The organism is Frateuria soli, from assembly GCF_021117385.1.
Taxonomy (GTDB): Bacteria; Pseudomonadota; Gammaproteobacteria; order Xanthomonadales; family Rhodanobacteraceae; genus Frateuria_A; species Frateuria_A soli.
On the sequence record NZ_CP088252.1, the window covers coordinates 504112 to 527312 of the forward strand.

Below are 23201 nucleotides of genomic sequence, written 5' to 3' on the forward strand. Positions count from 1 at the left end.
GCGTCGCGGGGCTGCTCCTGCGACCCCCCGGCTTCAGCAGCAACGCCCGCCGGTACCCCTGTAGCGCGCCTCCTGCCGCTCGCGGAAGAACGCCGCGTAACCCGGCACCGGACGCTCCGGATGGTGCTCGCGCAGGTGGCGCACGTAGGCGTCGTAGTCGGGCACGCCGCAGCACAGCCGCGCCGTCTGCACGGCGCGCGACCAGGCCGTGCGAAGCCAGCGTTTCATGATGCGTTCCCCACGACCGCATCGAGCGCCACGTACGGCTCCTCGTTCGCGGTGGGATGATTGATCCGCCAGGCGCGCACGATCGTGCGCAGCGCGAATGCCACCATCGCCAGCACCAGCAGCATGAACAGACCGGTCAGCGCTGCATCCACGTAATTGTTGGTGACGATGCGCCGCATTTCGTCCACGTTCTTCGCCGGCGCCAGCAGCCGGTCATCGGCCGCCGCGGCCGCGTACCGGCGTGCGGCCGCGGTAAAGCTGATCGGTCCGGCCAGCTTCTCGTACCCGGCCGCCAGCGTGCACACGATCAGCCACAGCGCCGGGAGGCCCGGCACCCACACGAACCGCTCGCGCTTGAGCTTCACCACCACCACCGTCGCCAGCAGCAACGCGATCGCCGCCAGCATCTGGTTGGCGATGCCGAACAGCGGCCACAGTGTGTTGATGCCCCCGAGCGGATCGACCGCGCCCTGGTAGAGGAAGTAGCCCCACAGCCCCACGCAGATCGCCGTCGCAAGCAGGTTGCCGGTCCATGATTCGGTCTGCTGCAGCGGCTTGTGGATCAGGCCGGCGATCTCCTGGATCATGAAGCGACCCACGCGCGTGCCCGCGTCCACCGTGGTGAGGATGAACAGCGCCTCGAACAGGATCGCGTAGTGGTACCAGAACGCCATCATGCCGCCGCCGGGCAGGATCTCGTGCAGCAGCCGTGCCATGCCCACGGCGAGCGTGGGCGCGCCGCCGGCGCGCGAGAGCACGCTCGCTTCGCCGATGTCGCGCGCGGTCTGCGTAAGCTGGTCGGGCGTCACCACGAAGCCCCACTGGCTGATGGTCTGCGCGGCGTGCTCGGCGGTAGTCCCGATCAGCGCCGCTGGCGAATTCATGGCGAAGTACACGCCAGGGTGCAGCGACGCGGCCGCCACCAGCGCCATGATCGCCACGAACGCCTCCATCAGCATGCCGCCGTAACCGACCAGGCGCGCCTCGCCTTCGTTGGCCAGCAGCTTGGGCGTGGTGCCCGAGGCGATGATCGAGTGCCAGCCCGAGACCGCCCCGCACGCGATGGTGATGAACAGGAACGGGAACAGGTTGCCCTGGAACACCGGCCCGGTGCCGTCGACGAAGCGCGTGACCGCGGCCATCTGCAGCACCGGCGCGGCCAGGAAGATCGCCAGCGCCAGCAGCGCGATGGTGCCGATCTTGAGGAACGTCGACAGGTAATCGCGCGGCGCCAGCAGCAGCCACACCGGCAGCACCGAGGCGCAGAAGCCGTAGGCGATCAGCAGCCAGGCCAGCGCCTTCGCGTCGAAGTCGAAAAGCGGCGCCAGCGTGGCCGATTCGGCCACGAAGCGACCGAGCCAGATCGAGCCCAGCAGCAGCACCAGCCCGATCATCGACACCTCCAGGATGCGCCCGGGCCGCAACCAGCGCAGGTACACGCCCATCAGCACCGCGATCGGGATCGTCGCGGCCACGGTAAAGGTGCCCCACGGGCTGTGCGTCAGCGCCTTGACCACCACCAGTGCCAGCACCGCCAGCACGATCATCATCAGCACCAGTACCCCGAACATCGCGACCACGCCCGGCAGCGGCCCCAGTTCCTCGCGCAGCATGTGGCCGAGCGAGCGGCCGTCGCGGCGCAGCGACAGCGCCAGGATCATGAAGTCCTGCACCGCGCCGGCGAACACCACGCCGATGAGGATCCACAGCGTGCCCGGCAGGTAGCCCATCTGCGCCGCCAGCACCGGGCCCACCAGCGGACCGGCGCCGGCGATCGCGGCGAAGTGGTGGCCGAACACCACCCACTTGTCGGTCGGCACGTAGTCGAGCCCGTCCGGATGACGCATCGCCGGCGTGGCGCGGCCCGGGTCGAGCTTGAGGACGTGGCGCTCGACGAAGCGGCCGTAGAAGCGGTAGCCGATCACGAACATGGCGATCGCCGCGGCGACCAGCCAGATCGCGTTGATCGGCTCGCCGCGGCGCAGCGCCACCACGCCCAGGCAGAACGCGCCGACGATGGCGATGGAGGCCCACAGGATCTTCGACGCGGGGCTGGTCGGAACGGAGGCGCGGGTGTGCATGGGCTTCTCCTCGACGGTCAGGCAAGAGTCGTCCCGGGGAGGGCGGCCGGTCAATGCCGGGCGCGTGTTGCCGCCTTTCCCGGGCGTTGCCGGGAAAGCGGGAGGCCTTTGCGGGGGCCAAAACGCATGCACGAGTGTTCCCGCGAGCCCCGGCCCCTCACCCCAGCCCTCTCCCTGGCGGGGAGAGGGAGCCGGGCGGGCGGTCCTCCCCGCAGGGGATACGAGCCCGGGTGGGTCGGCGACGATCACGGCGCGCGCGCCAGTGCCCGCGTACACTCCGCGCCGGATCCCCACGGAGTCCCGCCATGCGACCGCAAACCGCCTGCCTCGGCTTCCTGTTGACCATTGCCGCGCTGCCCGCTGCCGCCGGCGGCCAGCTCGACGACCTGCTCAAGCAACTGAAGCAGGGCAGCCACGCCACCGACGCCACGCGCGCGGCCAACCTGCCCAGCAGCGATATCGCCGCGGGCCTCAAGGAGGCGCTCGCCAAGGGCACCACCCACGCGATCAACGAACTCGGCCGCACCGACGGCTTCTGGGGCAACGCCAAGGTACGCATCCCGCTGCCGGGCAAGCTCAGGCAGGTCGGCGACCTGGCCCGGCAGCTCGGGCAGGGCGACAAGGTCGATGCGTTCGAGCTCAGCATGAACCGCGCCGCGGAGAAAGCCGTGCCGCAGGTGGCCGACATCTTCGGCGATGCGATCCGCAAGATGACCCTGCAGGACGCGCGCGGCATCCTGACCGGGGGCGACCACGCCGCCACCGACTACTTCCGCCGCGTCGCCGGCGACGCGCTGACCGCCCGCATCCATCCGATCGTCGCCGAGGCGACCGACCGTGTCGGCGTCACGCAGAAATACAAGGCGCTCACCGCGGCCGGCGGCGGCAGTGGGCTTGGCAACGTCCTGGGTGCGCTGGGCAACGGCGGGGACAAGCGCAACCCGCTTGACCTGGACGACTACGTCACCGAACAGACGCTCAACGGCCTGTTCACCATGATCGGCGAGCAGGAGCAGGCGATTCGCCGGAATCCGGCCGCGCGCACCACCGACCTGCTGAAGAAGGTCTTCGGCAGCCGCTGATTCCGTGGCTGGGCTTCGGCCTCCGTGCTCCATCCGGGCGACGGTCGGGGCCCATGCCATCTTGCAATTGCCCCGCCGCGCCCGCAGACCTGTACCGGTATCCACCGCGAGGCCCCCGATGATCCGCGACATCCTCAAGATGGGCGACCCCCGCCTGATGCGCATCGCTTCCCCCGTACCCGCGGGCATGATCGGCAGCGCCGAGCTGGACCAGCTGATCCAGGACATGTTCGACACCATGGAAGCCGCCGGCGGCGTCGGCCTGGCCGCACCGCAGATCGGCGTTGACCTGCAACTGGTGGTCTTCGGCTTCGACCGCTCCGATCGCTATCCGGATGCCCCACCGGTGCCGCGCACGATCCTGCTCAATCCGCTGGTGACGCCGGCCTCGCATGACATGGAGGAAGGCTGGGAAGGCTGCCTTTCGGTTCCCGGCCTGCGCGGCGTGGTGAACCGCTTCACGCTGATCCGCTACCAGGGCATCGACCCCGCGGGCGAGCCGATCGACCGCACCGCCGAGGGCTTCCACGCGCGCGTGGTGCAGCATGAATGCGACCACCTGATCGGGCGCCTGTATCCCTCGCGCATCACCGACTTCTCCCGGTTCGGCTTCATCGACGTGCTGTTCCCCGGCATGGCCCCGGCTGCCGATTAGCCGCGCCTTGCGCCCTCTCCCCGCCGGGGTGAAGGGCCGGGGCTCGCGAACCGGTCAGCCCGTGCCGGGCCGGCTCTGCTCCTTTTGCTGCTCCCCGGGAGTGAGCAAGGAGCCCCCGCTTCCGACCCGGTATCCTCTGCCTCCACGCCAAGGGGGCTCCATGCAAGTATCCGCACCCGCCGCACCGATGCGCGGCTTCCGCTACTACGACCTGCTGGTCGGCGGCATGGTCGCCGTGCTGCTGTGTTCCAACCTGATCGGCCCGGCCAAGGTCTGCACGGTCACGCTGCCAGTGTTCGGCGCGGTGTCCTTCGGCGCCGGCAACCTGTTCTTCCCGGCCAGCTACATCTTCGGCGACGTGCTCACCGAGGTGTACGGCTATGCCCGCGCGCGCCGCGCGATCTGGGCCGGCTTCGGCGCCATGCTGTTCGCCACCGCGATGTCGCAGGCGATCATCCACATGCCGCCGAGCCCGGCCGAGCCGTTCAACGCGCAGCTGCAGCCGGCGCTGGAGATCGTCTTCGGCGGCACCTGGCGCATCGCGCTGGCCTCGATCGTCGCCTACTGGCTGGGCGACTTCGCCAACTCGTTCGTGCTGGCGCGCATGAAGCTGTGGACGCGCGGCCGCATGCTGTGGACGCGCACCATCGGCTCGACGCTGGTCGGGCAGGGCGTGGACAGCCTGACCTTCTACCCGATCGCCTTCATCGGCATCTGGGAAGGCCAGACGATCCTCGCCGTGATCGCCTTCAACTGGTCGATGAAGGTGGCGGTGGAGGTGGTGTTCACCCCGCTGACCTATGCGGTGGTCGGCTTCCTCAAGTCGCGCGAGGGCGTGGATACCTACGACGAGCACACCCACTTCACCCCGTTCAGCCTCAAGGACGAGGGCGACGTGCGGACGCCAGGGCGGGTGCGAGAGTAGAGTCGCCGCAACGTCCGGAACGGGGGAGACCATGGGTTCGTACCTGGAAGTGGACAGCGCCGTCTACAAGACGCTGCTCGAGTCCACCCGCGCGATTCCCTGGAAGATCGACTGGTCGGCGGCGCGTTTCGCCTACATTGGCCCGCAGATCGAAGGCCTGCTGGGCTGGTAGCAAGCGAGCTGGGCGACCGTGCAGGACTGGGCCGACCGCATCCATCCGGACGACCGCGACCGCGTGGTGCAGTTCTGCATCGCGCAGTCGCAGGCGGGCGTCGACCACGAGGCGGACTACCGCGCGCTGACCTGCGAGGGCGACTACGTGTGGATCCGCGACGTCGTCCACGTCGTGCGCAATGAACAAGGCGCGGTCGATTCCCTGGTCGGATTCATGTTTGACATCAGCGAGCGCAAGCGGGCGGAGGAAAGGCTGCTGCAATTGCAGGGCGAACTGACCGAGCTGTCCTTCCGCGACGGCCTCACCGGTGTGGCCAACCGCCGGCGGCTGGATGCGTTCCTCGACGCCGAATGGGCCGTCGCCTGCCGCGAACGCAAGCCGCTCTCGCTGGTGCTGGCGGACATCGATTGCTTCAAGCAATACAACGACCACTACGGACATCTCGCCGGCGACGCCTGCCTGAGGCGGGTGGCCGGGCTGCTCGAGGCGACGGCCGTCCGCGGGCTGGACCTGCTCGGCCGCTTCGGCGGCGAGGAGTTCCTGATGGTGCTCCCCGGCACCGACGCGGCCGGTGCGCTCGAGCGCGCCGAGCTCTGCCTGGCGCGACTGGCGGAGGCGGGCATCCCGCATGGCGCCTCCGGCGTAGCCGGCACGCTGACCGCCAGCTTCGGCGTCGCCACCCTCGTGCCCGGCCCGGGCGACGACCTGCTGGCGTTGCTGGAGACGGTGGACCGTTGCCTGTACCGGGCCAAGCAGCAGGGCCGCAACCGGGTCGTGGCTTCGCAAAGCCTGGTGGCATCCCATGTCTGAGCTGGCCGGGTCGTCACACGGCGGTCATCGCAACGTCGGCATAGACCTGCTGCGCGGGTTGGCGATCGTGTTCGTGCTGCTCAACCACCTGAGCCTGCCGATGCGCATCCCGCTCAAGGCCACCGCGCTGGCGGACGTGCTGCCGGCGCGGTTGCTGCAGGCGCTCAACTACAACGGCTACGAAGCGGTGTTCGTGTTCTTCGTGATCTCCGGCTTCCTGATCGCGGGCAATGCGCTCGAACGCTGGGGCAGCCTGGCACGCATCGAACCGAAGGCGTTCTACGCCCGCCGCTTCGCGCGCATCGTGCCGTGCCTGGCCGCGCTGCTGGCGGTGCTGGCCGTGCTGCACGGGCTGGGCCTGTCCGACTATGCGATCCATCGCCCGGACCAGTCGCTCGGCGGCGCATTGCTGGCTGCGCTGGGCCTGCACCTGAACTGGTACGAGGGTCATACCGGCTACCTGCCGGGCAGCTGGGACGTGCTGTGGTCGCTGTCCATCGAGGAGGCCTTCTACCTGGGCTTCCCGCTGGCCTGCCTGCTGCTCAGGCGCAGCTGGGCACTGGTGCCGCTGCTGCTGGTACTGGCGCTGTCGCTGCCATGGACCCGCGCGGCGCTGGACGGCAACGAGATCTGGCAGGAGAAGGCCTACCTGCCCGGCATGGCCGCCATCGCCACCGGCGTGCTCGGTGCGCTGTGGTTCGCGCGCGGCCCGCGGATGTCGCCGCACGCCTGTCGCCTGCTGCGGTGGCTTGGCGCGCTCGGCCTCGCCGGCGCCACGCTGGGCGGCCGCTGGCTGTGGCCGCTGCTGCACGAGGGCGTGATGCTGGTACTCACCGGCTCGACGCTGGCGCTGCTGCTCGCCTTCCGCGCCGAGCCGCTGCGCGTGCCGCGCGGCCTGCGCTGGCTGTGCAGCTGGGGGCGGCTCAGCTACGAGATCTACCTCAGCCACATGTTCGTGGTGTTCGCACTGGTGCGGTTGTACCGCTGGAGCGGCGCCGACGCGCGCAGCGGCTTCCTGTGGTACCTGCCGGCCTTCGTCGCCTGCTGGGCACTGGGCATGCTGATTGCGCGCGGGTGGTCGGCGCCATGCGAGCGCTGGTTGCGCGAGCGCTGGCTGCGGCCTGCAACCAGCCCGGTCGCGGCCTCCGCAGCGACCGGATGATGCGCTCCCCGTGCAGGCGTGCGCCGCCTCCAGGGGCCCCTAGTTGCGGTCGAACGACACCTCGAAGGACGTGTAGAACGGCGTTGTCCAACGACCTGCAAGCCCGGTGTCCGCCAGCCGGTTTCGCACGCATTTGGCGAGCGAGGTCGTGCCCCGCAGCCAGCTCGCCTGGGTCGAACCATCCCCGTTCAGGGACAGGACCACGGTAAACGGAAGAACATCCGCGTCCGGACGCGCGCACGCCGCCACGGCTTCATGCAGCGCCTTGCCTTGCGCCGCCACCAGTTGCGCACTCGTCTGCCGATCCAGGCTGGCCTCGTTCCTGTCCGCAAGCGCCTTGGCTTCATCGAAGCCCATCTGCGAGGCCGCCAGCACGGCTGCCGAGACGATGACTGCAAACATTCCTCGCTCTCCCTATCCCGGCCACCAGGACCGGTCCGGCCGTGAAGCGTCCCGGTCCGCCCAGTCAGACCGCGACCCGGTAGGCCCAGTGCACCACCAGCTCGCCATCCGGGTCAACGACCGTTCCCAGCCGCGAGAAGCCGAGGCGCGAGACGACCCGGCTCGACGCGATGTTGTCCGGGAGGATATGCGCATCGACGTACCGCACCAGGCCACTGTCCGCCGCGAGCCCGATCATCCGGACCACTGCCGCGGTGGCCACGCCGCGACGCCGGGCCGACCGGGCGACGCCGTAGCCGATTTCCACGCGGCCATCGACCGGCTCGCCCTTGAACCGGCAGCCTCCCAGGATCTCGCCGGACTCCCTCGCGACGATGAGGTATGGCACACACCAGTCGGGTGCAACCCCTGATTCCAGTTGCGCCAGGGCACGGGCCGCGACGTGCGCGGGTGGCAGCGCCCCTTCGGTGGCCTGGAAATCCGCCGCTTCGGCTGCCGCAAGCCTGCGCAGGTTGGGCAGGTCGAGCGGAGCGAGATCGATCATCGGTGGTTCGCTTGGCGACATGGCGCTACCTGGCGGCGAAGCTGTCTGCGGCCCCCGAACCGTCTACTGCGGTCCGACGCGCCGCGGGTATCCGTATTGTGCCGGCAAGGCGGTGTGCGGCGACAGGCCGGGCCCGACGCGTGGGGCCCCGCTCGACCGAACTGTCATCCGCCAAGTTGGACAGACAGCAAAGGATGCCAAGGCTCCCACGACCAGAGGACGAGTGCCGGCTCATGGAGGCATGCGCTGGAGTCAAGCGGCGCGTCGCGATACGCACGCCCGCTTGGCCGGATTGTCAGACCGCACTGTGCGCGCTGCCCGGCTTGCGAACGAAGTAGTAGCGGTTCTGCCCTTCATCCCCGGTTTCGCCAACCAGGGCGGGCCTTCCGCCTCTACCAGTGAGCGATACATCCCTGATCCAATAGAACGGGACTTCCGTCCCGTGAGGTTGTCCAGCCACTCACATGCCTGATGTGGCGCGGTGAACAGAAATCTGCCTCCCGGCCTCAATGCCAGCGCGACCTTGTGAATCAGGGCTGCCTGAACGTCCGGCGCAAGAAGGAACATCAAGCCCCCAGACAACGATGCCCTCAAACTGGCGATCGAAAAACCGCGAGTCTTCGACGGCGCCGCACTCGACCGGGGCAGCGGGGAAGCGGAGGCGCAACGCTGCGATCGGGCTCGGTGAGGCATCGATCCCATGAACGGCAAGCCCTTGGTCGATGAGCGCCTTCGAGATCGGCATGCCATGGCCGCAGCCCAGAACCGCCCGGTGGCAGGGCTTTGGCCCAGTCACGGACCGTTGTGACGCCGATGGATTTGCTCCGGCTGGACATGAAGTCCCCAGAGACGGACTCGTAGCGGTCCGATCGGCCTGTATGGCCGCCGAAGCTGCATGGTGCACCTGACGCCCGAGCTAGGCGGCACCTGCTTGGTTCGCCTTGCCGATTCTGTAATGCAACTCGGCCATGCCATCGTTAACGCGATTTACAGACACGAGCTGGAAGCCAGGGCTGAGGACCCTGCGTGGAAACACGGACTTGCCGTGACCCAGGGAAACCGAGCCAATCTGGACGATGACCTCATCCAGGAGATTCGCGTCAAAGAATTGCCCAGCAAGATCGCCCCCACCCATGACCCAAATATTCTTCGGTTTGGCGACTTCCTCCATCTGGGCATGAACAGGCGGGATATCACCTTGAACGAAGCGTATGTCCGCCCCTGCAGGGGCATCAAGGTTACGGCTCGAGAAGACCCATACGGGCTGTGAATAGGGCCAGGCGGCCTCCTCCACAGTACCGAGTTTGACCGCGTGTCTCAGCAACCATTCGTAGGTTGACGAGCCCATCGCTATGGCACCAACCTCCGAAATAAAGGCGGGATAGCTTGTGTCATTTATATCTGCCAGCGGAAACAACCAATCCAGCGAATCATCTTCGGTAGCGATGAATCCGTCGATGCTTGATGCGGTGTAGTACTGAGTCGTCATTGCTGTTCTTTCAGCTCCGTATGAGTTGGGTTGTTCCGCCTGACCCCTGAGTCATGCGGCGTAGCCGTTCGCCTTGAAGAGCGAATTGTCAGGCGGTACCCGGCTGCCCTGCCGGTGCCGCCAACCAGGCCAACGCGTCCCGCGGGCTATCGAAAGCGCGGAACTGTGGGTGGCGACGCGCCTCCAGCAAGAACTCACGGAACCTCTCCGGATAGGATCCAGCTGGGTCAAAGACGGCAGCGGAACGTAGGCGGGAATTGACAAGTCTCTGCACGAACTCCCCAGCGAACCCGGTGCGGAGTTGAAAGAACTCCGAGGGCAGCGCTCCAGCATGGATGAGCAGCAAGTCAGTGTCGGCATCACTACAGGCATAGGCAAGCTCCATTGCATCTCGAACGTCCGTGATGCCGGTGATGCACTCTATGACGTCTGGATCAAAATTCTGGACCAGATGAAACTGCATGTGTGCCGCCTAATGCTGGAGTTAAGCGGCGGCGAAGCCGTTCGCCTTGAACGAGTTGTTAGGCCTGCGGAGGCCTGAATACCTAACGAGGCTCGGGAAGCAGCGGCGGAGTGGAATCTTGGTAGGTAAGGTACGCCTGCCATATCTCATGGGTCCGCTGCTGGGTGAGCCGAAGCATGCACTCGGAACTTGCAGTGTTTCGGTACGTTCCTTGCGCCCATAGCTCGAAGACGTCTCCGCACTCAAGTTCACGGTAGCGCACCCACGCAGCTTGTGCGGTCTTGAGGTTTGGCCTTGAACCAAAGTCCTTATCTATCCGCGCCTGTGCTGCGGTTAGATATTTGGCTAGCCGGGTGTTCGCCTCATCAAGCTTCTTCCCCATGCATGCTTGGATTTCGAGCGTGTTGCCGTCGCATTGGAGTGTGGAGGCTCGAGCAAAACCCACTGAACACAGTCCAAGAACGATCAGTGCAAAACTTCGTGGGGTACGCACGTAGATCCTCACTGGCCTAACGCCTAAATTAAGCCGAGCCGCGAAGCGGCTTCGGCTTGAATGAATTGTTATGCCCCACGCAATGTACGCGCCAAATCATTGACTGCCGCTTGCACGACAAGCCAAGAGATGTTGCAAGTGTCTGCGTCAGGAGAGGCACGAGTCACAAGCTGCTCATACGGGTGAATAAGGTTCCGAAAGTCGCGCAGTGCATGGGAGAACTTTTTAACGTCGAGGCCAAGCCAACCAAGGTGGTGGGCGACGTCAATCATGCTGGAGAGCGACCACTCATGAAACGACAGAACCCTGCCTGGGTTCTACCCCGATTCTGCGGACACTTTCACTAAGGCTCATACTGGGCCAAAGGAGTGTCCATGTCGAAGCGCAAGCGTTACAGCCCCGAGTACAAGCGGGAGCTCGTCGAGCTGGTCCGGCGATCGAAGTCGAGTTGCCGCCAGATCGCCCTGGAGGTCGGGGTCAACCCCAACATGCTCACCCGTTGGGTGCGCGAGGCGGAGAGCGAGGGGGGCAAGGCGTTCCCCGGCGGCGGCACGCCTCGCGACGAGGAGCTGGCTCGCCTCAAGCGCGAGCTAGCACGAGTCACGAAGGAACGAGATTTTTTAAAAGACGCGGCAGCGTACTTCGCGAAGCAATCACCGAACGGTACGCGGTGATTGAGCGCTGCCGCAGCGACTATCCCGTCGGGATGATGTGCCGCTGCCTGGAAGTTTCAACCAGTGGTTTCTACGCCTGGGCCGGGCGCAAGCCGGGGCCACGGGCACAGGCGAATGCGCGCCTGCTGGAGCGCATTCGGGAGATCCATGAGGACAGCAAGGGCGTGATCGGCGCCCCTCGCATGCACGAGGACCTCGGCGACGAGGGCGAGCACGTCAGCCTCAACCGGGTGGCGCGGTTGATGGCCGGCGAGGGTCTGCAAGGTTGGCCACGACGCAGGAAGCGCCGGTTCGGCGGCAAGCCGGGCTCTCGCCCGGTCGGCGTCATCAACCGGCTCGAACGCGACTTCAATGCAAATGAACCGGAAACCAAGTGGGTCACCGATATCACCGAGGTCGTGACCCAGGAAGGCAAGCTTTATGTGTGCGTGGTGGTCGATCTTTACAGCAAGCTCGTGGTCGGCTGGTCGATGCACCACCGCCAGGATCGCCACATGGTCGTGCGGGCGGTCCAGATGGCCGTGTGGCAGCGGGAGGGAAGTTCGGAGCTCATCCTGCACTCCGATCGGGGTGGCCAGTTCATCAGCGGTACGTACCAGAAGTTCCTGGGCGGCAACGCTCTGGTCTGCAGCATGAGCGACGTCGGACACTGCGCCGACAACGCGGCGTGCGAAGGCTTTTTCGGTGTGCTCAAACGCGAGCGGGTGTACCGACGCAGCTACCGGACGAGGAACGAGGCGCGTGCTGACCTGTTCGATTACCTCGAGCGGTTCCACAACCCGCGCATGCGTCGTAGAGTCGCCAGGCGGGACCGGGAGTTTTCAGCCTTAATCAAACCGTCCGTGGAAACGGGGTAGAACCCTTCCATCGTTTGTACGTACCGTTCCACATGAGCCCTAACGCCCGAATTAAGCGGCGGCGAAGCCGTCCGCTTGAATGAAGAGTTAGGGGCTTGCGCTACGCCATGCTTGGGCGACTGTGCCGGCACAGCGCGAACCCCACCGAACGCAACGCTAGCAGCTTTGGATGCCTGGGGCTTGCGGCAGGGCTGCAAAGGCAGCGACCAAGTGCGGGGAGGTGCAAGCTGACGAAGACTTGGCCGAAGTGCACGTTGCGAGAGAACAACCAAGCAAGGGCCTAACGCTTGAGTTGAGCGGCGGCGGAGCCGTCCGCCTCGAACGAGTGGTTAGGCCTCATCTCCGAACTTTGGCTACCATTATTGCGCCTTTGATGCCGAGCCCGCCTATTGTGCTCTCGAATTCAAGGGGAAATTCCATGTTCCCTGCGAACGTCTGTGTAATTGGCGTATAAATACCGTTCGGAGTCGTCGGGATTACTCCGACCGAAACCTTTAGGTTGTAGTGACCAGATGAACCAAGCTCTGGCACTAACGACACCCTGTAGGGGCCAATGTCGTTATCTATGGATCTCCCTGAAACAACATTTGCGTCTGAGCCAACGGTCCAGGTGCTCTGTCCTTTTTGGATGGTGACTTCGTAGTGCGTGCGAACAAGGGGCGCGTTACCGGTAGCAGAGCACGGACTCATGGCGATTGCTAGAAACGTTCCGATAGCAAAGAGCTTCATTTGGCGCGCCTTGTGGTTGGGCCTAACGCTGGAGTTAAGCGGCGGCGCAGCCGTCCGCCTTGAACGACTGGTTAGGCAGGGGCGGGAGTGTCGGCTTCAAACGCCTTCGCATGCCGCCGTCGTAAGGTAAGTAGGAGCTCATGAGCTATTTGGCGCATGCAAGCGAGTTCTGGCCGCCCCGCGAGTGGTTCCGTGCTGGCTCCGCTTTGGAACACCCAGCCTAAGGAATTTCCACGCGAAAGATCCATGTAGGCCTCATCAAGCTCAGGGTCTACGTGAGCACCGCCATCAGTGTCCGCAACATTGCATACGAGTTCTCGCCGGTTGAAAAGGCGGCCTTTGCCATCTTTAAGTACAGGCTCGTTCCACCAGGTGGAGAACGGCACTAAACGAGGCTTTACTGGAGGCTCCCCCGCGGCGACCAGAGGCAGGTACCTCGCCCCAGTAGGGATCACTTGGAACATGACCAAGTTGCACTCCGGCAGCAGGTTCTTTGGGTTGAGCGCTCCAGCCGAATCGAAGAAATATCCGTCACGAAGGCCAAGCTGTTGTAGTAAGGCTTGCGAGTTTCGATGGTGATGAAGGAGAACTCGAAGCGATAGCGCTATGTGCCTGCCTATGGCTTCAAGGCCCGAGTCGAATGATGAACATGCGTGTTGCAAAAGAACCAGCTGGTCGCGCAGTTCGCGCTCCAGCTCTCCCTTTGGTCGCAATTTGCGAAGCTTCTTTGCCATGGACGGCCTAACGCTGGAGTTAAGCGGCGGCGCAGCCGTCCGCCTTGAACGAATTGTTAGGCCGCAGCGAGTTCCCGGCGCGCCCGAAAGAAACGGTAAAGCAGCACGCCACCGGCAGCGACCAGCCCGGTGCCGACATACCCACCCAGTGCACAGAGGCCGCCGGCTGACGCCGAGCAAAAGCCCCAAGCGCCGATGAGTGCAGCCGGAATGTAACCCCCGACCGCGAGTGCCAAAGACGCAGCCGCGAACCGGACTGCAGTCGCAGCTGAGAGCCGGGAAGCCATCTGCACGAAGCGCCAAAGTGTCACGACGACACCCGACCAGAATGCAATGAGGCCAGTGGTGTATGCGAGCGCGAATAGACTTTCCATGCGGCCTAACGCTTGAGTTAAGCGGCGGCGTAGCCGTCCGCCTTGAACGAATTGTTAGACCAAAGGCGCATGCGCCACCTCTCTGCCAGCAAACTCACTTGCAAGCAGGTACAAGAACTGCTGCGGCAGATTCAAGATCACCTCTTGAATATGGCTTCCATGCTTAGTCTCCAGAATCTTCTCAAAGAAGTTCGGCCTATAGCGAGTCACAGAGCCAAGATAGAAGAACGTCACGTAGATAGAAAGAATTTGCGGAAGCATCTCAGCCCTGTCCGAGGGAGGGCAGAGATAAAGATAGTTCTTCCGATACGGAGGAACCGAAAGAGCAGACGACCAAAGATAGGGCTTGAGCAGCGCGACAATCTTGTCAATTTTATCGCTTGGCCTGCCTGTGTACCTTACGGGTGCGACCTGTTGAAACTTTAGTAGCTTTCTGTCCCCGACAACTTCGGCGGACTGAGCCTCTTGGAATGTTGCGCTTAGCCCGGATTCGGAGAGCAATCGATCACGCGTTATGCCGAATCGAGTGAGGTCGTCGGAAAAGATGTTGATCTCAGACCATATCTCTTTGCTAGCTTCATCGTATCGGAAATCAATCCTTTGAATTTCTACAAACCGCTCTTTCGACCCTGATGCCTCACACCAAACGCGATGACCAGGTAACAGCTGTGGCATGACGTTCTTGAGCTGAAACGCCCTGTTCTTCGGATCTGTACGCCCTGTCAGAGTTTTTTTCAGGTCGTTGTAGAGTCTCGGGCTTGCTCCATGCCAATTGACTGTGACGATAGAATCGTGAAATTCCGTTCCGCCCGGTGGCGTGGATTCAACCAGTCCGTGCACCGCACGGCCGTAAGTTGTCGCCGTGCCTTTTACGAGAGCGAACGCCTTTACGATATTGAGGAACGAGTAGTAGTAAAGCAGGGGTTTTGTTGGCGAGAGATGAGACGATTCGGCAATCTGGTAGAACGAGTCAGCCTGAGACAAGAATGCATTGGCTTCCTCCCTCGCTGTTCCAGTGAGTGTGTTCTCAATCGCTTGCCTCATGATTCCCCATGGGCTACTAGCGAAGATTCTGGACTGAAGTCCGAAGCGCCGCGTAGTGCGAGTGACCGGATACACCGAAAAAGGTATCGGCCGGCCCTTCACCTTGAGCGTGCTTCCCGCTCTTCTGACAACAGGACGCGTCATTCCTCCCCCTGGTCTAACGCTGGAATTAAGCGGCGGCGGAGCCGTCCGCTTGGATGACTAGTTAGGTGTCGCGCGGCACCAGTGGGACGAGAAACGCATGAATTGTGAACATGCATGCAGCACCGGCAAGTAGTGAGCTGGTGGCAAGCCACCAGCCCTCAGACACGACTAGCCCTGCGAGAACGATGCTAAACATAAACGGGGTAACGGCAAGCATAGCTGCCGGATGTACAGAGACTGGCTTGTGGCACGACCGGCAAGAAGCCGTAAGGATGGGTCCCAAACACGACTTCCGGAGCTGGGACATAGCTGGCTTGTGACAGTAGGGACACTCGACCATGTTTGTCTTGACGCCTAACGCTGGAGTTAAGCGGCGGCGAAGCCGTCCGCCTTGAACGATTGGTTAGGCCGGGTGTTGCAACTGGAAGTACAAAACGTAGGCCCACAGGAACAGTACTGGAACAGCAAGCCAGCGAACAACCGAAACAGCTTTGAGAATTGAAGGATCATCGATGAGGCTCGGCCGGGCTTTGCAAATAAATTTGAGCAACGCCCATGATGAAGTCCAATCAGTAACTGGTTGAAGCCGGCTATGAAGGGCAGGCAGCAGGCCAGAAAAGCGTGAATCCACTTTTTGGTAGAGCGCGACTGCCAGCCATAGCCATAGTAGCCAAAAGGCTACGAGAGCAATGGACGCAAGTACGAATCTATCGTGCATGAGGCCTAACGCTGGAATTGAGCGGCGGCGAAGCCGTCCGCCTCGAATGACTGGTTAGGCCTCGGCACACTCAACCCCGCGGAGCCGAAGTGCCTTGCACAGAGAATTGAGCACAGAGTCATTGTCGCGTTCCCCGACGAAGTAGCGACCAGATTGAAGTGCACTCAGGCCGGAGTCAAACGCATACACTGGCTCATCGTGGTTTTTGACGGAGCCTTCTAGGTAGTAGCCGAACTCGTTTTCTTTGCGCTTGTTTGTATAAACGCAAGGCAGGTCTGCCAACCATTTTGAAAACGCGGAGCTAACCCTGTAGAGGGCGGGGAACTGTTGCCGCAGCGGCGTAGCCAGAAAGTGAACCTCACCAACCGTCCATAGTGAGCCGCGGCGAATCTGAGGGAGGAAGACTGTTACTACGGGAGATGATTTTGGGTCGATGCGCCCGTCCACGCCATAGTTGAGCGGACCTGACTCCCTGAAGTAGAGGGTGGCCCCGTGTTTGGCAGGAACCTCCTCAGGTGGAGATGGCAAAGACCTGAACCACCCAAGAACTTCGGACGGTTCGGAAGGAGCTGCAACGAATCGGTATGTGGTACCCATGCTTTTCTGGGCCTAACGCTGGAATTAAGCGGCGGCGGAGCCGTCCGCTTGGATGACTGGTTAGCACGCCGGCGCGCTACTTGCGATTGGATGCCTTTGCTCCGATAGCAGGCGCGACAACCAAGACGGCAACAACAAACAAAGCAAGTGCACCACAAATGATTGCTGGGAGCTCCCACGCCGGTGACCCTGCGAAGTAGCGTACAACTGCTTGGGCTACGAAACCGCCAACCAAGAAACCAACCAGGCCACATGCAGCGCCTGTAGCAACTTTGCGAAAAGTGATGCGAGTGTTGGACATGTGCAGAGCTCCATGCTCTTGAGTGCTAACGCTTAGTAGACCCCGGATCGGGGCATATGCACCGGATGGTCCGTCGGGCTTCGGCTGAGGTCAAGCGGCGGAATCCCTTTGGCGATCAACGGGATCGGTCTGACAGGCACCTTTGGGGGCGCGATTCGCACCCCGTGCATATCACGCGAATCGGGGTGCTATCGCTTATGGCTCCGGAAGTGGAGGAATAAACCGTACGGTCGGCGCGGTCGGTCTACCCCGTGCCGGCGGGCGGTTGCCTTGGCTCAGAGCAGCCGCAGCAGTTCCTTCATCATCGGGAGCCGCCGTATGCGTACCGCGCTGGCGCGGAAGATGGCGTTGGCCAGGGCGGGGGCGGCGGTGGGCATGGCCAGGAAGCTGGCACCGGTGGGGGCGCGGTCGTTGGGGACGAGGATGACTTCCACGTCGTCGGGCAGCTGGTCCATGCTGGCGAGCGGGTAGTCCTTGAAGTTCTGCTGCTGGACCTGGCCGTTCTTGAAGGTGATCGCCGGATCGAGGGCGTTGGAGAGGGCGTCGAGGGTGGCGCCGGCGACCTGGCCCTGGAGGCCCAGCGGGTTGATCACGCGGCCGACGTCCACGGCGCAGACCACGCGCACGATTTCCAGTTTCTCGCCGTGCACGGCCGCTTCGATCGCGTGGGCGACGTAGGCGCCGTCGATGTGCCAGCAGGCCACGCCCATGCCGTTGACGTTGTGCAGCCAGTTCTTCCACTCGATGCGGTCGGTGACCAGCTTGAGCACGTTGAGCAGGCGCCCGACGTCGAGCATGCCGCCGCCGGGCAGCGCAAGCTGCCGGGGTTCGCCGAGCAGGCGCAGGCGGGTGTCCAGCGGGTTCTCGCGCAGGGTGTGGGCGATCTCGTCGATGAAGCTTTCGACGGCGAAGGCGTTGGTGACGTGTGGCTCGCCGCGGAAGAGGCCGCGCGGCATCCCCGAGGCGAGGCTGTACCAATCGTTGCGGTAAGCGGGCACCAGACCGGCGGGCAGCTGGTCGGCGGCGACCTCGGAGGTCCACAGGCGGTCGGCGGCCACGCCGCGTCCGGTGAGCGCCGAGGCGCTCGCCATGCGCTGCTCCCAGCCGATGACGCGGCGCTTGCGCCCGATGATCGCCTTGATCTTGTGCACGGTGCCGGAGCGGTAGTAGTCGTGGGTCAGGCCCTGCTCGCGCGTCCACATCAGGCGCACCGGCTTGTCCACGGCCTTGGCCAGCATCACGGCCTCGGCGACGTAGTCGTGGTCGAGGCGACGACCATAGCCGCCGCCCACGCGAGGCACCTCGATGGCGATCCGGTCGGGCGCCAGGCCGGTCAGGCGCTGCACCACGGCCCAGGCCTGCTTCGGCGCCTGGGTCGGCACCACCAGCGTGGCCTGGTCCTTGTCCAGCCGCACCAGGCAGTTCATCGGCTCGGGCGTGGCGTGGGCCAGCCAGGGCTGCACGTAGGTGGCCTCGACGCGGCGCGCGGCCTTGCGGCTGGCGGCCTTCAGGTCGCCCTCGTCGCGCACGCGGGTGGTCGGCGCGCTGTCGGTGTCGAGCAGGGCGAGCGCCTGTGCCTCGAGCTTGCCGCTGTCCTCCCCGGCACTGGCGGGGCCCGGCTTCCATTCGAGCTTGAGTTCGGCCAGGCCGCGCAGCGCGGCCCAGGTGTTTTCGGCGAGCACGGCTACGGCGGGGGCGATCGCGGTCTCGCCCGGGGGCACGTCCGGTTCGGGATTGATCGGCATCACCTTGGCCACGCCCTTGACGGCCAGGGCGGAGGCCGTCTCGATGCTGGCCAGGCTGCCATCGGGCCAGGGGCACTGTGCGAGGACCGCGACGAGCGCGTCGGCGTAGTGCGCGTCCAGCGCGTAGCGGGTCTGTCCGGTGACGATGTTGCGCGCGTCGACGTCGCCGGCCGGCTGGCCGATGAGCGTGTAGCGCTGCGGGGGCTTGAGCGGCAGCGGGGCGTTGGGCGGATCGATCTTGCTGGCCGCTTCGACCAGGCTGCCATAGGGGAAGCGGCGGCCATCCGGCGTGACCACCATGCCCGCCTCGCAGCGCAGGCGATCGGCGGCGATGCCCAGGCGCCGGGCGGCGGCCTGGGTGATCAGCCAGCGTGCCAGCGCGCCGGCCTGGCGCAGGTCGGCCCATGCCGCGGGGATCGAATCGCCGGTGCCGCTGCGCTGGTGGCCGTAGGTCCACACCGGCTTGCCGTTCTTCGCTTCCACGCCCAGGCCCAGTTGCACCACGGTGACGCGGGTCCAGTCGGCGTCGAGCTCCTCGGCGATGATGCGTGGCAGCGAAGTGGCGGTGCCAGTGCCGGTATCCGGGTCGCGCGCGCCGATCAGCACGTTGCCGTCGCGATCGATGCGCACGTAGGCGCCGAGCCGGCCGAAGTCGTCGCCGAGCATCGCCGGCGGGACAGGCAGCCTGGTCTCGGCGTAACCCACGCCCACGACCAGCGCGCCGGCGGTGCCGGCGAGCACCTTGAGGAAGCGCCGGCGCGGAAGCTCGGGACCGGCGCTCATGCCTTCACCCCCGCGGCGCGCTTGATGGCGCGGCGCACGCGCGTCTGCACGCCGCAGCGGCAGCGGTTGGGCAGCTTGTCGATATCCTCGTCGGAGGGCTTGGGCTTGCGCGTGAGCAGGTCGATGCCGGCGATCAGCCAGCCGGGCGTGCAGTAGCCGCAGCCGATCGCGTCCTCGTCGATGAAGGCCTGCTGCAGCGGATGCAGGCTGCCGTCGGCGTGGGCCAGGCCCTCGACGGTGGTGACGCGGGCGCCGGCCAGCCTGGCCATCGGGCGCTTGATCGCCGAGACCGCCTTGCCGTTGACCAACACCAGGTCGTAGCCGTCCTCGCCATGCGCGTCGCCGAGCTTGGTCCCGGTCAGGCGCAGCACGTCGCGCAGGTACCAGAGGAGCGGCATCAGCGGATCGCCGGTGTGCCGGAAGCGCTCGCCGTTGACGATCAGGTCGATGCCCTCGCGCACCGGTTCCGGCGTGACGTCGCCGGTGGTGGCGGTCGGCAGGCCCTGGGCTTGCGCTTGCTGCATCGGGGCAACTCCTTGCGAGGGTCGCCTATTGTGGCATCGCGCAGGTGATCAGGCAGCCGGGGGTGGATCCGGCGTTCAGCCGCGACGCCCTGCAGGAGCCCACTCGTGGGCGATGCCTCTACTCCGGCGTAGGCGAGGAGCCTCGCCCACGAGTGGGCTCCTACAAGGGCGATCGACGTCGCCAGAGGTAGTACACCGGCACCCCTGCCAGCATGATCAGCACGCCGATGCCGGCATTGCGCGGGTTGTCGCGCATGGTCGCGACCACCACCGCGCCGATTGCGGCGACGAACAGCAGCGGCAGCAGCGGGTAGCCGGGCACGCGGAAACGCACCTCGCCGCGGTCGTGGCGGCGGTACCAGAACAGCGTCGACACGCCGACGGCGCAGGCCAGCCAGTCGCCGAAGGTGGCGTAGTCCAGCAGGGCGCCGTAGCTGCCCGAGAGCGCCAGTACGATCGCCCAGCCCGACAGTGCGGCGAGGGCGACGTTCGGCGTATGGTGGCGCGGATGCAGGCGCGCCACGGCGCCGAAGAACAGGCCGTCGGCGCCCATCACCTGCAGCACGCGCGCGCCGGCGACCAGCGTGATGTTGCAGAAGCCGAGCGTGGAAATGGCGATGCCCACCGCCATCAGCCGTGCCCCGATCGGGCCGAACATGCGGTCCATCACCTGCGCGGCCGGGGCGCTGCTGGCGGCCAGGCCCGCGTGGCCGAGCACGGCCAGGTAGGCGAGGTTGACCAGCGCGTAGGCGCCGATCACCACCAGCATGCCGACCAGCAGCGCGCGCGGCAGGTTGCGCTGCGGGGCGTCGATCTCGCCGGCCAGGTTGTTGAGGTAGGTGAAGCCCGAGTAGGCGAACAGCACCGGCAGCGCCGCGCCCATGAAGCCCACGCCGGCGCGCGCCGGATCGACCGCCAGCGCGGCCGGCGCGTGCGCGCCGGCCAGGTAGAGGCCGCATGCCACCAGCACCGCCACCGCGAGCAGCTTGAGCAGCGCGAACAGGTTCTGTACCTGCGCGCCAAGCTTCAGTCCGAACAGGTTGACCAGTGCCACGAACACCAGTGCGCCGACGGTCAACGGCAGCGCAGCGGTCGGCGGCAGCGCGAAGGCCGCGACCGTGTAGCTGGCGAAGATGGTGGCCACCGCCGCGGTCGAGCCCGAATAGATCACCAGCAGCATGGTCCAGCCGAACAGGAAGCCGGCCAGCGGGCCGAAGGCCTCGCGCAGGTAAACGTAGGTGCCGCCCGCCTGCGGCCGGCGCGCGCCCAGCTCGGCATAGCAGAGTGCGCCGATCAGCGTGAGCAGGCCCGCGCCGATCCAGGCCAGCAGCAGGGCCAGGCCCGATTCGGTGCGCTGTGCAGCGATGCCGGGGTTGAGGAAGATGCCGCCGCCGATGACGCCGCCGACCACGATGAGGGCGGCGTCCCAGCGGCCGAGGCTGCGCCGGTAGCCCTGCGGTGCGTTGCTGCCTGTGTCCATGCGATCCCCTGGCGAAGAGCCGCGAGCATGGCCGGAGCCGGGGCAGGCCGGCAAGCTCCCCGGAGTGCTCTTGGGGCGGGGAGGACGCCATCGCCCCGCCAATGGCCCTCTACGTCGAATGGTCGAGCGTGAACGTCCCGCGCACGCCGGCCACGCACTGGCCACCGATGGTGACCGTGCCCGACGCCGCGTCGATGCTCACTGCCACGCGCCCGTCGCGGCCCACTTCGCGGCCCTGGCTGGCGACGTAGCGATGCCCGTAGCGTGCGACGTCGCCGCGGTGGTGCAGCAGGGCGCCGATGGCGGCGTTGGCGCTGCCGGTGACCGGATCTTCCGGGATGCCGTCGGCCGGGCAGAACGCGCGCACGGCCATTGCCGCATCGCCGCCGTCCTCGGCCCCGAACACGCCCACTCCCACCGCGCCGTGCGCCAGGCACAGCTTCGCTATGGCCGAAAGGTCGGGCGCGAGCGTGCGCACGGAACGCGCCAGGCCGAGGTCGCACACCAGCCACAGCGGGCCGTTGTCGATCGCATGAACCGCCGCGGCGGACAGGTCGACCTTCAGGGCGTCGGCGAGCGCCGCGGCAAGCGCGGCGTTGGCGCGTTCGATGCGCGCCGGTGGCGCCTGCACGTGGATGATCCGCATGGCGCCGCTGCCCTGGACCTGCACCGGCAGCAGGCCGGCGGCGCATTCCTGCACCAGCGTCGATCGTGCCGGCACGCAGCCGGCCTCGATCGCGGCATATGCGCTGCCCACGCTGGGATGCCCGGCGAACGGCAGCTCCTGGCGCGGGGTGAAGATTCGCACCCGGTAGTCCGCGTCCGGTTGCGTGGGGCGCAGCAGAAAGGTGGTCTCCGAAAGGTTGGTCCAGCGCGCGATGCGCTGCATCGTCGGCGCATCCAGCGCGTCCGCGCCGACCACCACCGCCAGCGGGTTGCCCTCGAACAGGCGCGCGGCGAACACGTCGAGTTGAAGGAAGTCGAAGGAAGGCATCGGCGTCGTTTCCGGCTCAACGGGGGCGATGAGTGTAGGTGATGCATGGAAAGCCTGAGATCGCATGCAGGCCCGGGATGCACGCAGCCCCCCGTGCCCTGTTGACCCGTCTTGCCGCCTTGATCGCGACGCGCCCGGTGCTGCCCGGCCCGGGTGCGTCATGTAGGCTATCGCCTACAGCGCAAGTTCCTGCGGGGTCCTAGAATGCGCGCCGCCCGGCATGCCCCCCGCCGGGCTCCAAATACAGACAAAAAAACAGGGATCCCCAAGCATGAACAAGATTCTGACCGTCGCCCTTGGCGCGGCGCTGGTTGCCGTTTCCGCTTCGGCTAGCGCCGCCGACGCCAACGGCTCATTCTTCATCAACGCCGGCGTGGGTCAGGCGCAGTATCACGTCGGCCATACCGACGGCCTGGGCTACAAGCTCGACGACAAGGACACCGCCGGCGCGCTGCGCTTCGGCTACGCCTGGAAGGTCGGCAACGGCTTCGACCTGGGTGTCGAGGGTGGCTACGCCAACCTGGGCAAGCTGGTCGCCAAGTATCACGCCGAGAGCGAAGACGCTTCGGTCATCGTGAACGAGAAGGCCGACGTCGAAGCCAGCGGCTGGCTGCTCGGCGCCAACGGCAAGTACACCTTTGCCAACAAGTGGTTCGTGTCGGCACGCGCCGGCTGGTTCCACTCCAGCGCGGATGCCAGCTACCGCTACGAAGAGATCTACGCGGATGGCCCGGACTACGTCGAATACGCCAGCGGCGACGCCGACGGCAACGGCTGGTACGGCGGTGTCGGCGTGGGCTACAACTTCGCGCCGAACTTCAGCCTCGGCCTGAACTACGACAACTACCACGGCAAGGCCGACGCCGGCGCCGGGCTGGGTGACATCACCAACAACATCGGCGTGTACACGGTTACGGCCGAGTTCCGCTTCTGATCGACCGGACGGTGGATCCGAACGGACCCGCCGTTCCGCTCCCTACCGCTTCAAGGACGT

General features: G+C 65.5%; 21 protein-coding genes. 9 read left to right on the forward strand and 12 right to left on the reverse strand.

The window, feature by feature from the left end:
• Positions 1-33: 33 nt before the first annotated feature.
• Both LQ771_RS02215 and LQ771_RS02220 read right to left on the reverse strand, forming a co-directional pair.
• Complete coding sequence (locus LQ771_RS02215; RefSeq protein WP_231350780.1) at positions 34-228, reverse strand: YbdD/YjiX family protein; 195 nt, start codon at positions 226-228, stop codon at positions 34-36.
• Positions 225-2309, reverse strand: a complete 2085-nt coding sequence (locus tag LQ771_RS02220; protein WP_231350781.1) for a carbon starvation CstA family protein — start codon at positions 2307-2309, stop codon at positions 225-227. The genes LQ771_RS02215 and LQ771_RS02220 overlap by 4 nt, the downstream gene beginning before the upstream one ends.
• 305 nt (positions 2310-2614) lie before the next feature.
• Between LQ771_RS02220 and LQ771_RS02225 the strand changes: the two genes are divergently transcribed.
• The 6 genes from LQ771_RS02225 (at position 2615) to LQ771_RS02250 (ending at position 7118) form a co-directional block, all read left to right on the forward strand.
• Positions 2615-3391, forward strand: a complete 777-nt coding sequence (locus tag LQ771_RS02225) for a DUF4197 domain-containing protein (RefSeq protein WP_231350782.1) — start codon at positions 2615-2617, stop codon at positions 3389-3391.
• Between the two features lie 118 nt (positions 3392-3509).
• On the forward strand, positions 3510-4046 hold the full coding sequence (gene def, locus LQ771_RS02230) for a peptide deformylase (protein ID WP_231350783.1): 537 nt from the start codon (positions 3510-3512) through the stop codon (positions 4044-4046).
• 160 nt (positions 4047-4206) lie between these two features.
• On the forward strand, positions 4207-4971 hold the full coding sequence (locus LQ771_RS02235) for a queuosine precursor transporter (RefSeq protein ID WP_231350784.1): 765 nt from the start codon (positions 4207-4209) through the stop codon (positions 4969-4971).
• Positions 4972-5002: 31 nt separating this feature from the next.
• Positions 5003-5143 carry a hypothetical protein gene (locus LQ771_RS02240; protein ID WP_231350785.1) on the forward strand — a complete coding sequence of 47 codons (141 nt, stop codon included), beginning with the start codon at positions 5003-5005 and terminating at the stop codon, positions 5141-5143.
• An 18-nt stretch (positions 5144-5161) separates the two neighbouring features.
• Complete coding sequence (locus tag LQ771_RS02245; RefSeq protein WP_231350786.1) at positions 5162-5956, forward strand: sensor domain-containing diguanylate cyclase; 795 nt, start codon at positions 5162-5164, stop codon at positions 5954-5956.
• A complete protein-coding gene (locus LQ771_RS02250; protein WP_231350787.1) occupies positions 5949-7118 on the forward strand; it encodes an acyltransferase family protein in 1170 nt (389 codons plus the stop codon). The genes LQ771_RS02245 and LQ771_RS02250 overlap by 8 nt, the downstream gene beginning before the upstream one ends.
• A gap of 39 nt (positions 7119-7157) precedes the next feature.
• Here LQ771_RS02250 and LQ771_RS02255 read toward each other — a convergent pair whose 3' ends face one another.
• The 4 genes from LQ771_RS02255 to LQ771_RS16040 all read right to left on the reverse strand — a co-directional run bounded on the left by LQ771_RS02255 (position 7158) and on the right by LQ771_RS16040 (position 9938).
• On the reverse strand, positions 7158-7520 hold the full coding sequence (locus LQ771_RS02255) for a hypothetical protein (RefSeq protein ID WP_231350788.1): 363 nt from the start codon (positions 7518-7520) through the stop codon (positions 7158-7160).
• Between the two features lie 64 nt (positions 7521-7584).
• Complete coding sequence (locus LQ771_RS02260; RefSeq protein ID WP_231350789.1) at positions 7585-8064, reverse strand: GNAT family N-acetyltransferase; 480 nt, start codon at positions 8062-8064, stop codon at positions 7585-7587.
• Positions 8065-8980: 916 nt separating this feature from the next.
• Positions 8981-9553 (reverse strand): dihydrofolate reductase family protein, encoded by a 573-nt coding sequence (locus LQ771_RS02265; protein WP_231350790.1) that lies wholly within the window; start codon positions 9551-9553, stop codon positions 8981-8983.
• 88 nt (positions 9554-9641) lie between these two features.
• A complete protein-coding gene (locus LQ771_RS16040) occupies positions 9642-9938 on the reverse strand; it encodes a DUF4180 domain-containing protein (RefSeq protein ID WP_425491337.1) in 297 nt (98 codons plus the stop codon).
• Between LQ771_RS16040 and LQ771_RS02270 the strand changes: the two genes are divergently transcribed.
• Positions 9885-10094, forward strand: a complete 210-nt coding sequence (locus LQ771_RS02270; RefSeq protein WP_231350791.1) for a hypothetical protein — start codon at positions 9885-9887, stop codon at positions 10092-10094. The genes LQ771_RS16040 and LQ771_RS02270 overlap by 54 nt on opposite strands.
• A 4-nt stretch (positions 10095-10098) precedes the next feature.
• On the opposite strand, the gene LQ771_RS16045 is transcribed toward LQ771_RS02270, so the two are convergent.
• The gene (locus LQ771_RS16045; protein WP_425491299.1) at positions 10099-10521 is read right to left on the reverse strand and encodes a lysozyme inhibitor LprI family protein; all 423 of its coding nucleotides are present in this window, start codon (positions 10519-10521) and stop codon (positions 10099-10101) included.
• 362 nt (positions 10522-10883) lie between these two features.
• On the opposite strand from LQ771_RS16045, the gene LQ771_RS02275 reads away from it, so the two are divergent.
• Positions 10884-12040, forward strand: a protein-coding gene (locus LQ771_RS02275) for an IS3 family transposase (RefSeq protein ID WP_100224864.1) whose coding sequence is annotated in 2 segments (ribosomal slippage) — positions 10884-11133 and positions 11133-12040 — 1158 coding nt in all. Because the reading frame shifts where the segments join, the coding sequence is not laid out codon by codon here.
• A gap of 1891 nt (positions 12041-13931) precedes the next feature.
• On the opposite strand, the gene LQ771_RS02280 is transcribed toward LQ771_RS02275, so the two are convergent.
• The 5 genes from LQ771_RS02280 to LQ771_RS02300 all read right to left on the reverse strand — a co-directional run bounded on the left by LQ771_RS02280 (position 13932) and on the right by LQ771_RS02300 (position 22207).
• Positions 13932-14921 carry a YaaC family protein gene (locus LQ771_RS02280; RefSeq protein ID WP_231350792.1) on the reverse strand — a complete coding sequence of 330 codons (990 nt, stop codon included), beginning with the start codon at positions 14919-14921 and terminating at the stop codon, positions 13932-13934.
• Between the two features lie 2035 nt (positions 14922-16956).
• The gene (locus tag LQ771_RS02285; protein ID WP_231350793.1) at positions 16957-19209 is read right to left on the reverse strand and encodes a xanthine dehydrogenase family protein molybdopterin-binding subunit; all 2253 of its coding nucleotides are present in this window, start codon (positions 19207-19209) and stop codon (positions 16957-16959) included.
• Positions 19206-19733: a (2Fe-2S)-binding protein gene (locus LQ771_RS02290; protein WP_231350794.1), complete on the reverse strand. Its 528-nt coding sequence runs from the start codon at positions 19731-19733 to the stop codon at positions 19206-19208. The genes LQ771_RS02285 and LQ771_RS02290 overlap by 4 nt, the downstream gene beginning before the upstream one ends.
• A gap of 160 nt (positions 19734-19893) precedes the next feature.
• A complete protein-coding gene (locus tag LQ771_RS02295; protein WP_231350795.1) occupies positions 19894-21213 on the reverse strand; it encodes an APC family permease in 1320 nt (439 codons plus the stop codon).
• Between the two features lie 109 nt (positions 21214-21322).
• Positions 21323-22207: a PhzF family phenazine biosynthesis protein gene (locus tag LQ771_RS02300; protein WP_231350796.1), complete on the reverse strand. Its 885-nt coding sequence runs from the start codon at positions 22205-22207 to the stop codon at positions 21323-21325.
• Between the two features lie 271 nt (positions 22208-22478).
• On the opposite strand from LQ771_RS02300, the gene LQ771_RS02305 reads away from it, so the two are divergent.
• Entirely contained in the window at positions 22479-23141 is a 663-nt protein-coding gene (locus LQ771_RS02305) for an outer membrane beta-barrel protein (RefSeq protein WP_231350797.1), read from the forward strand.
• Positions 23142-23201: the final 60 nt, after the last annotated feature.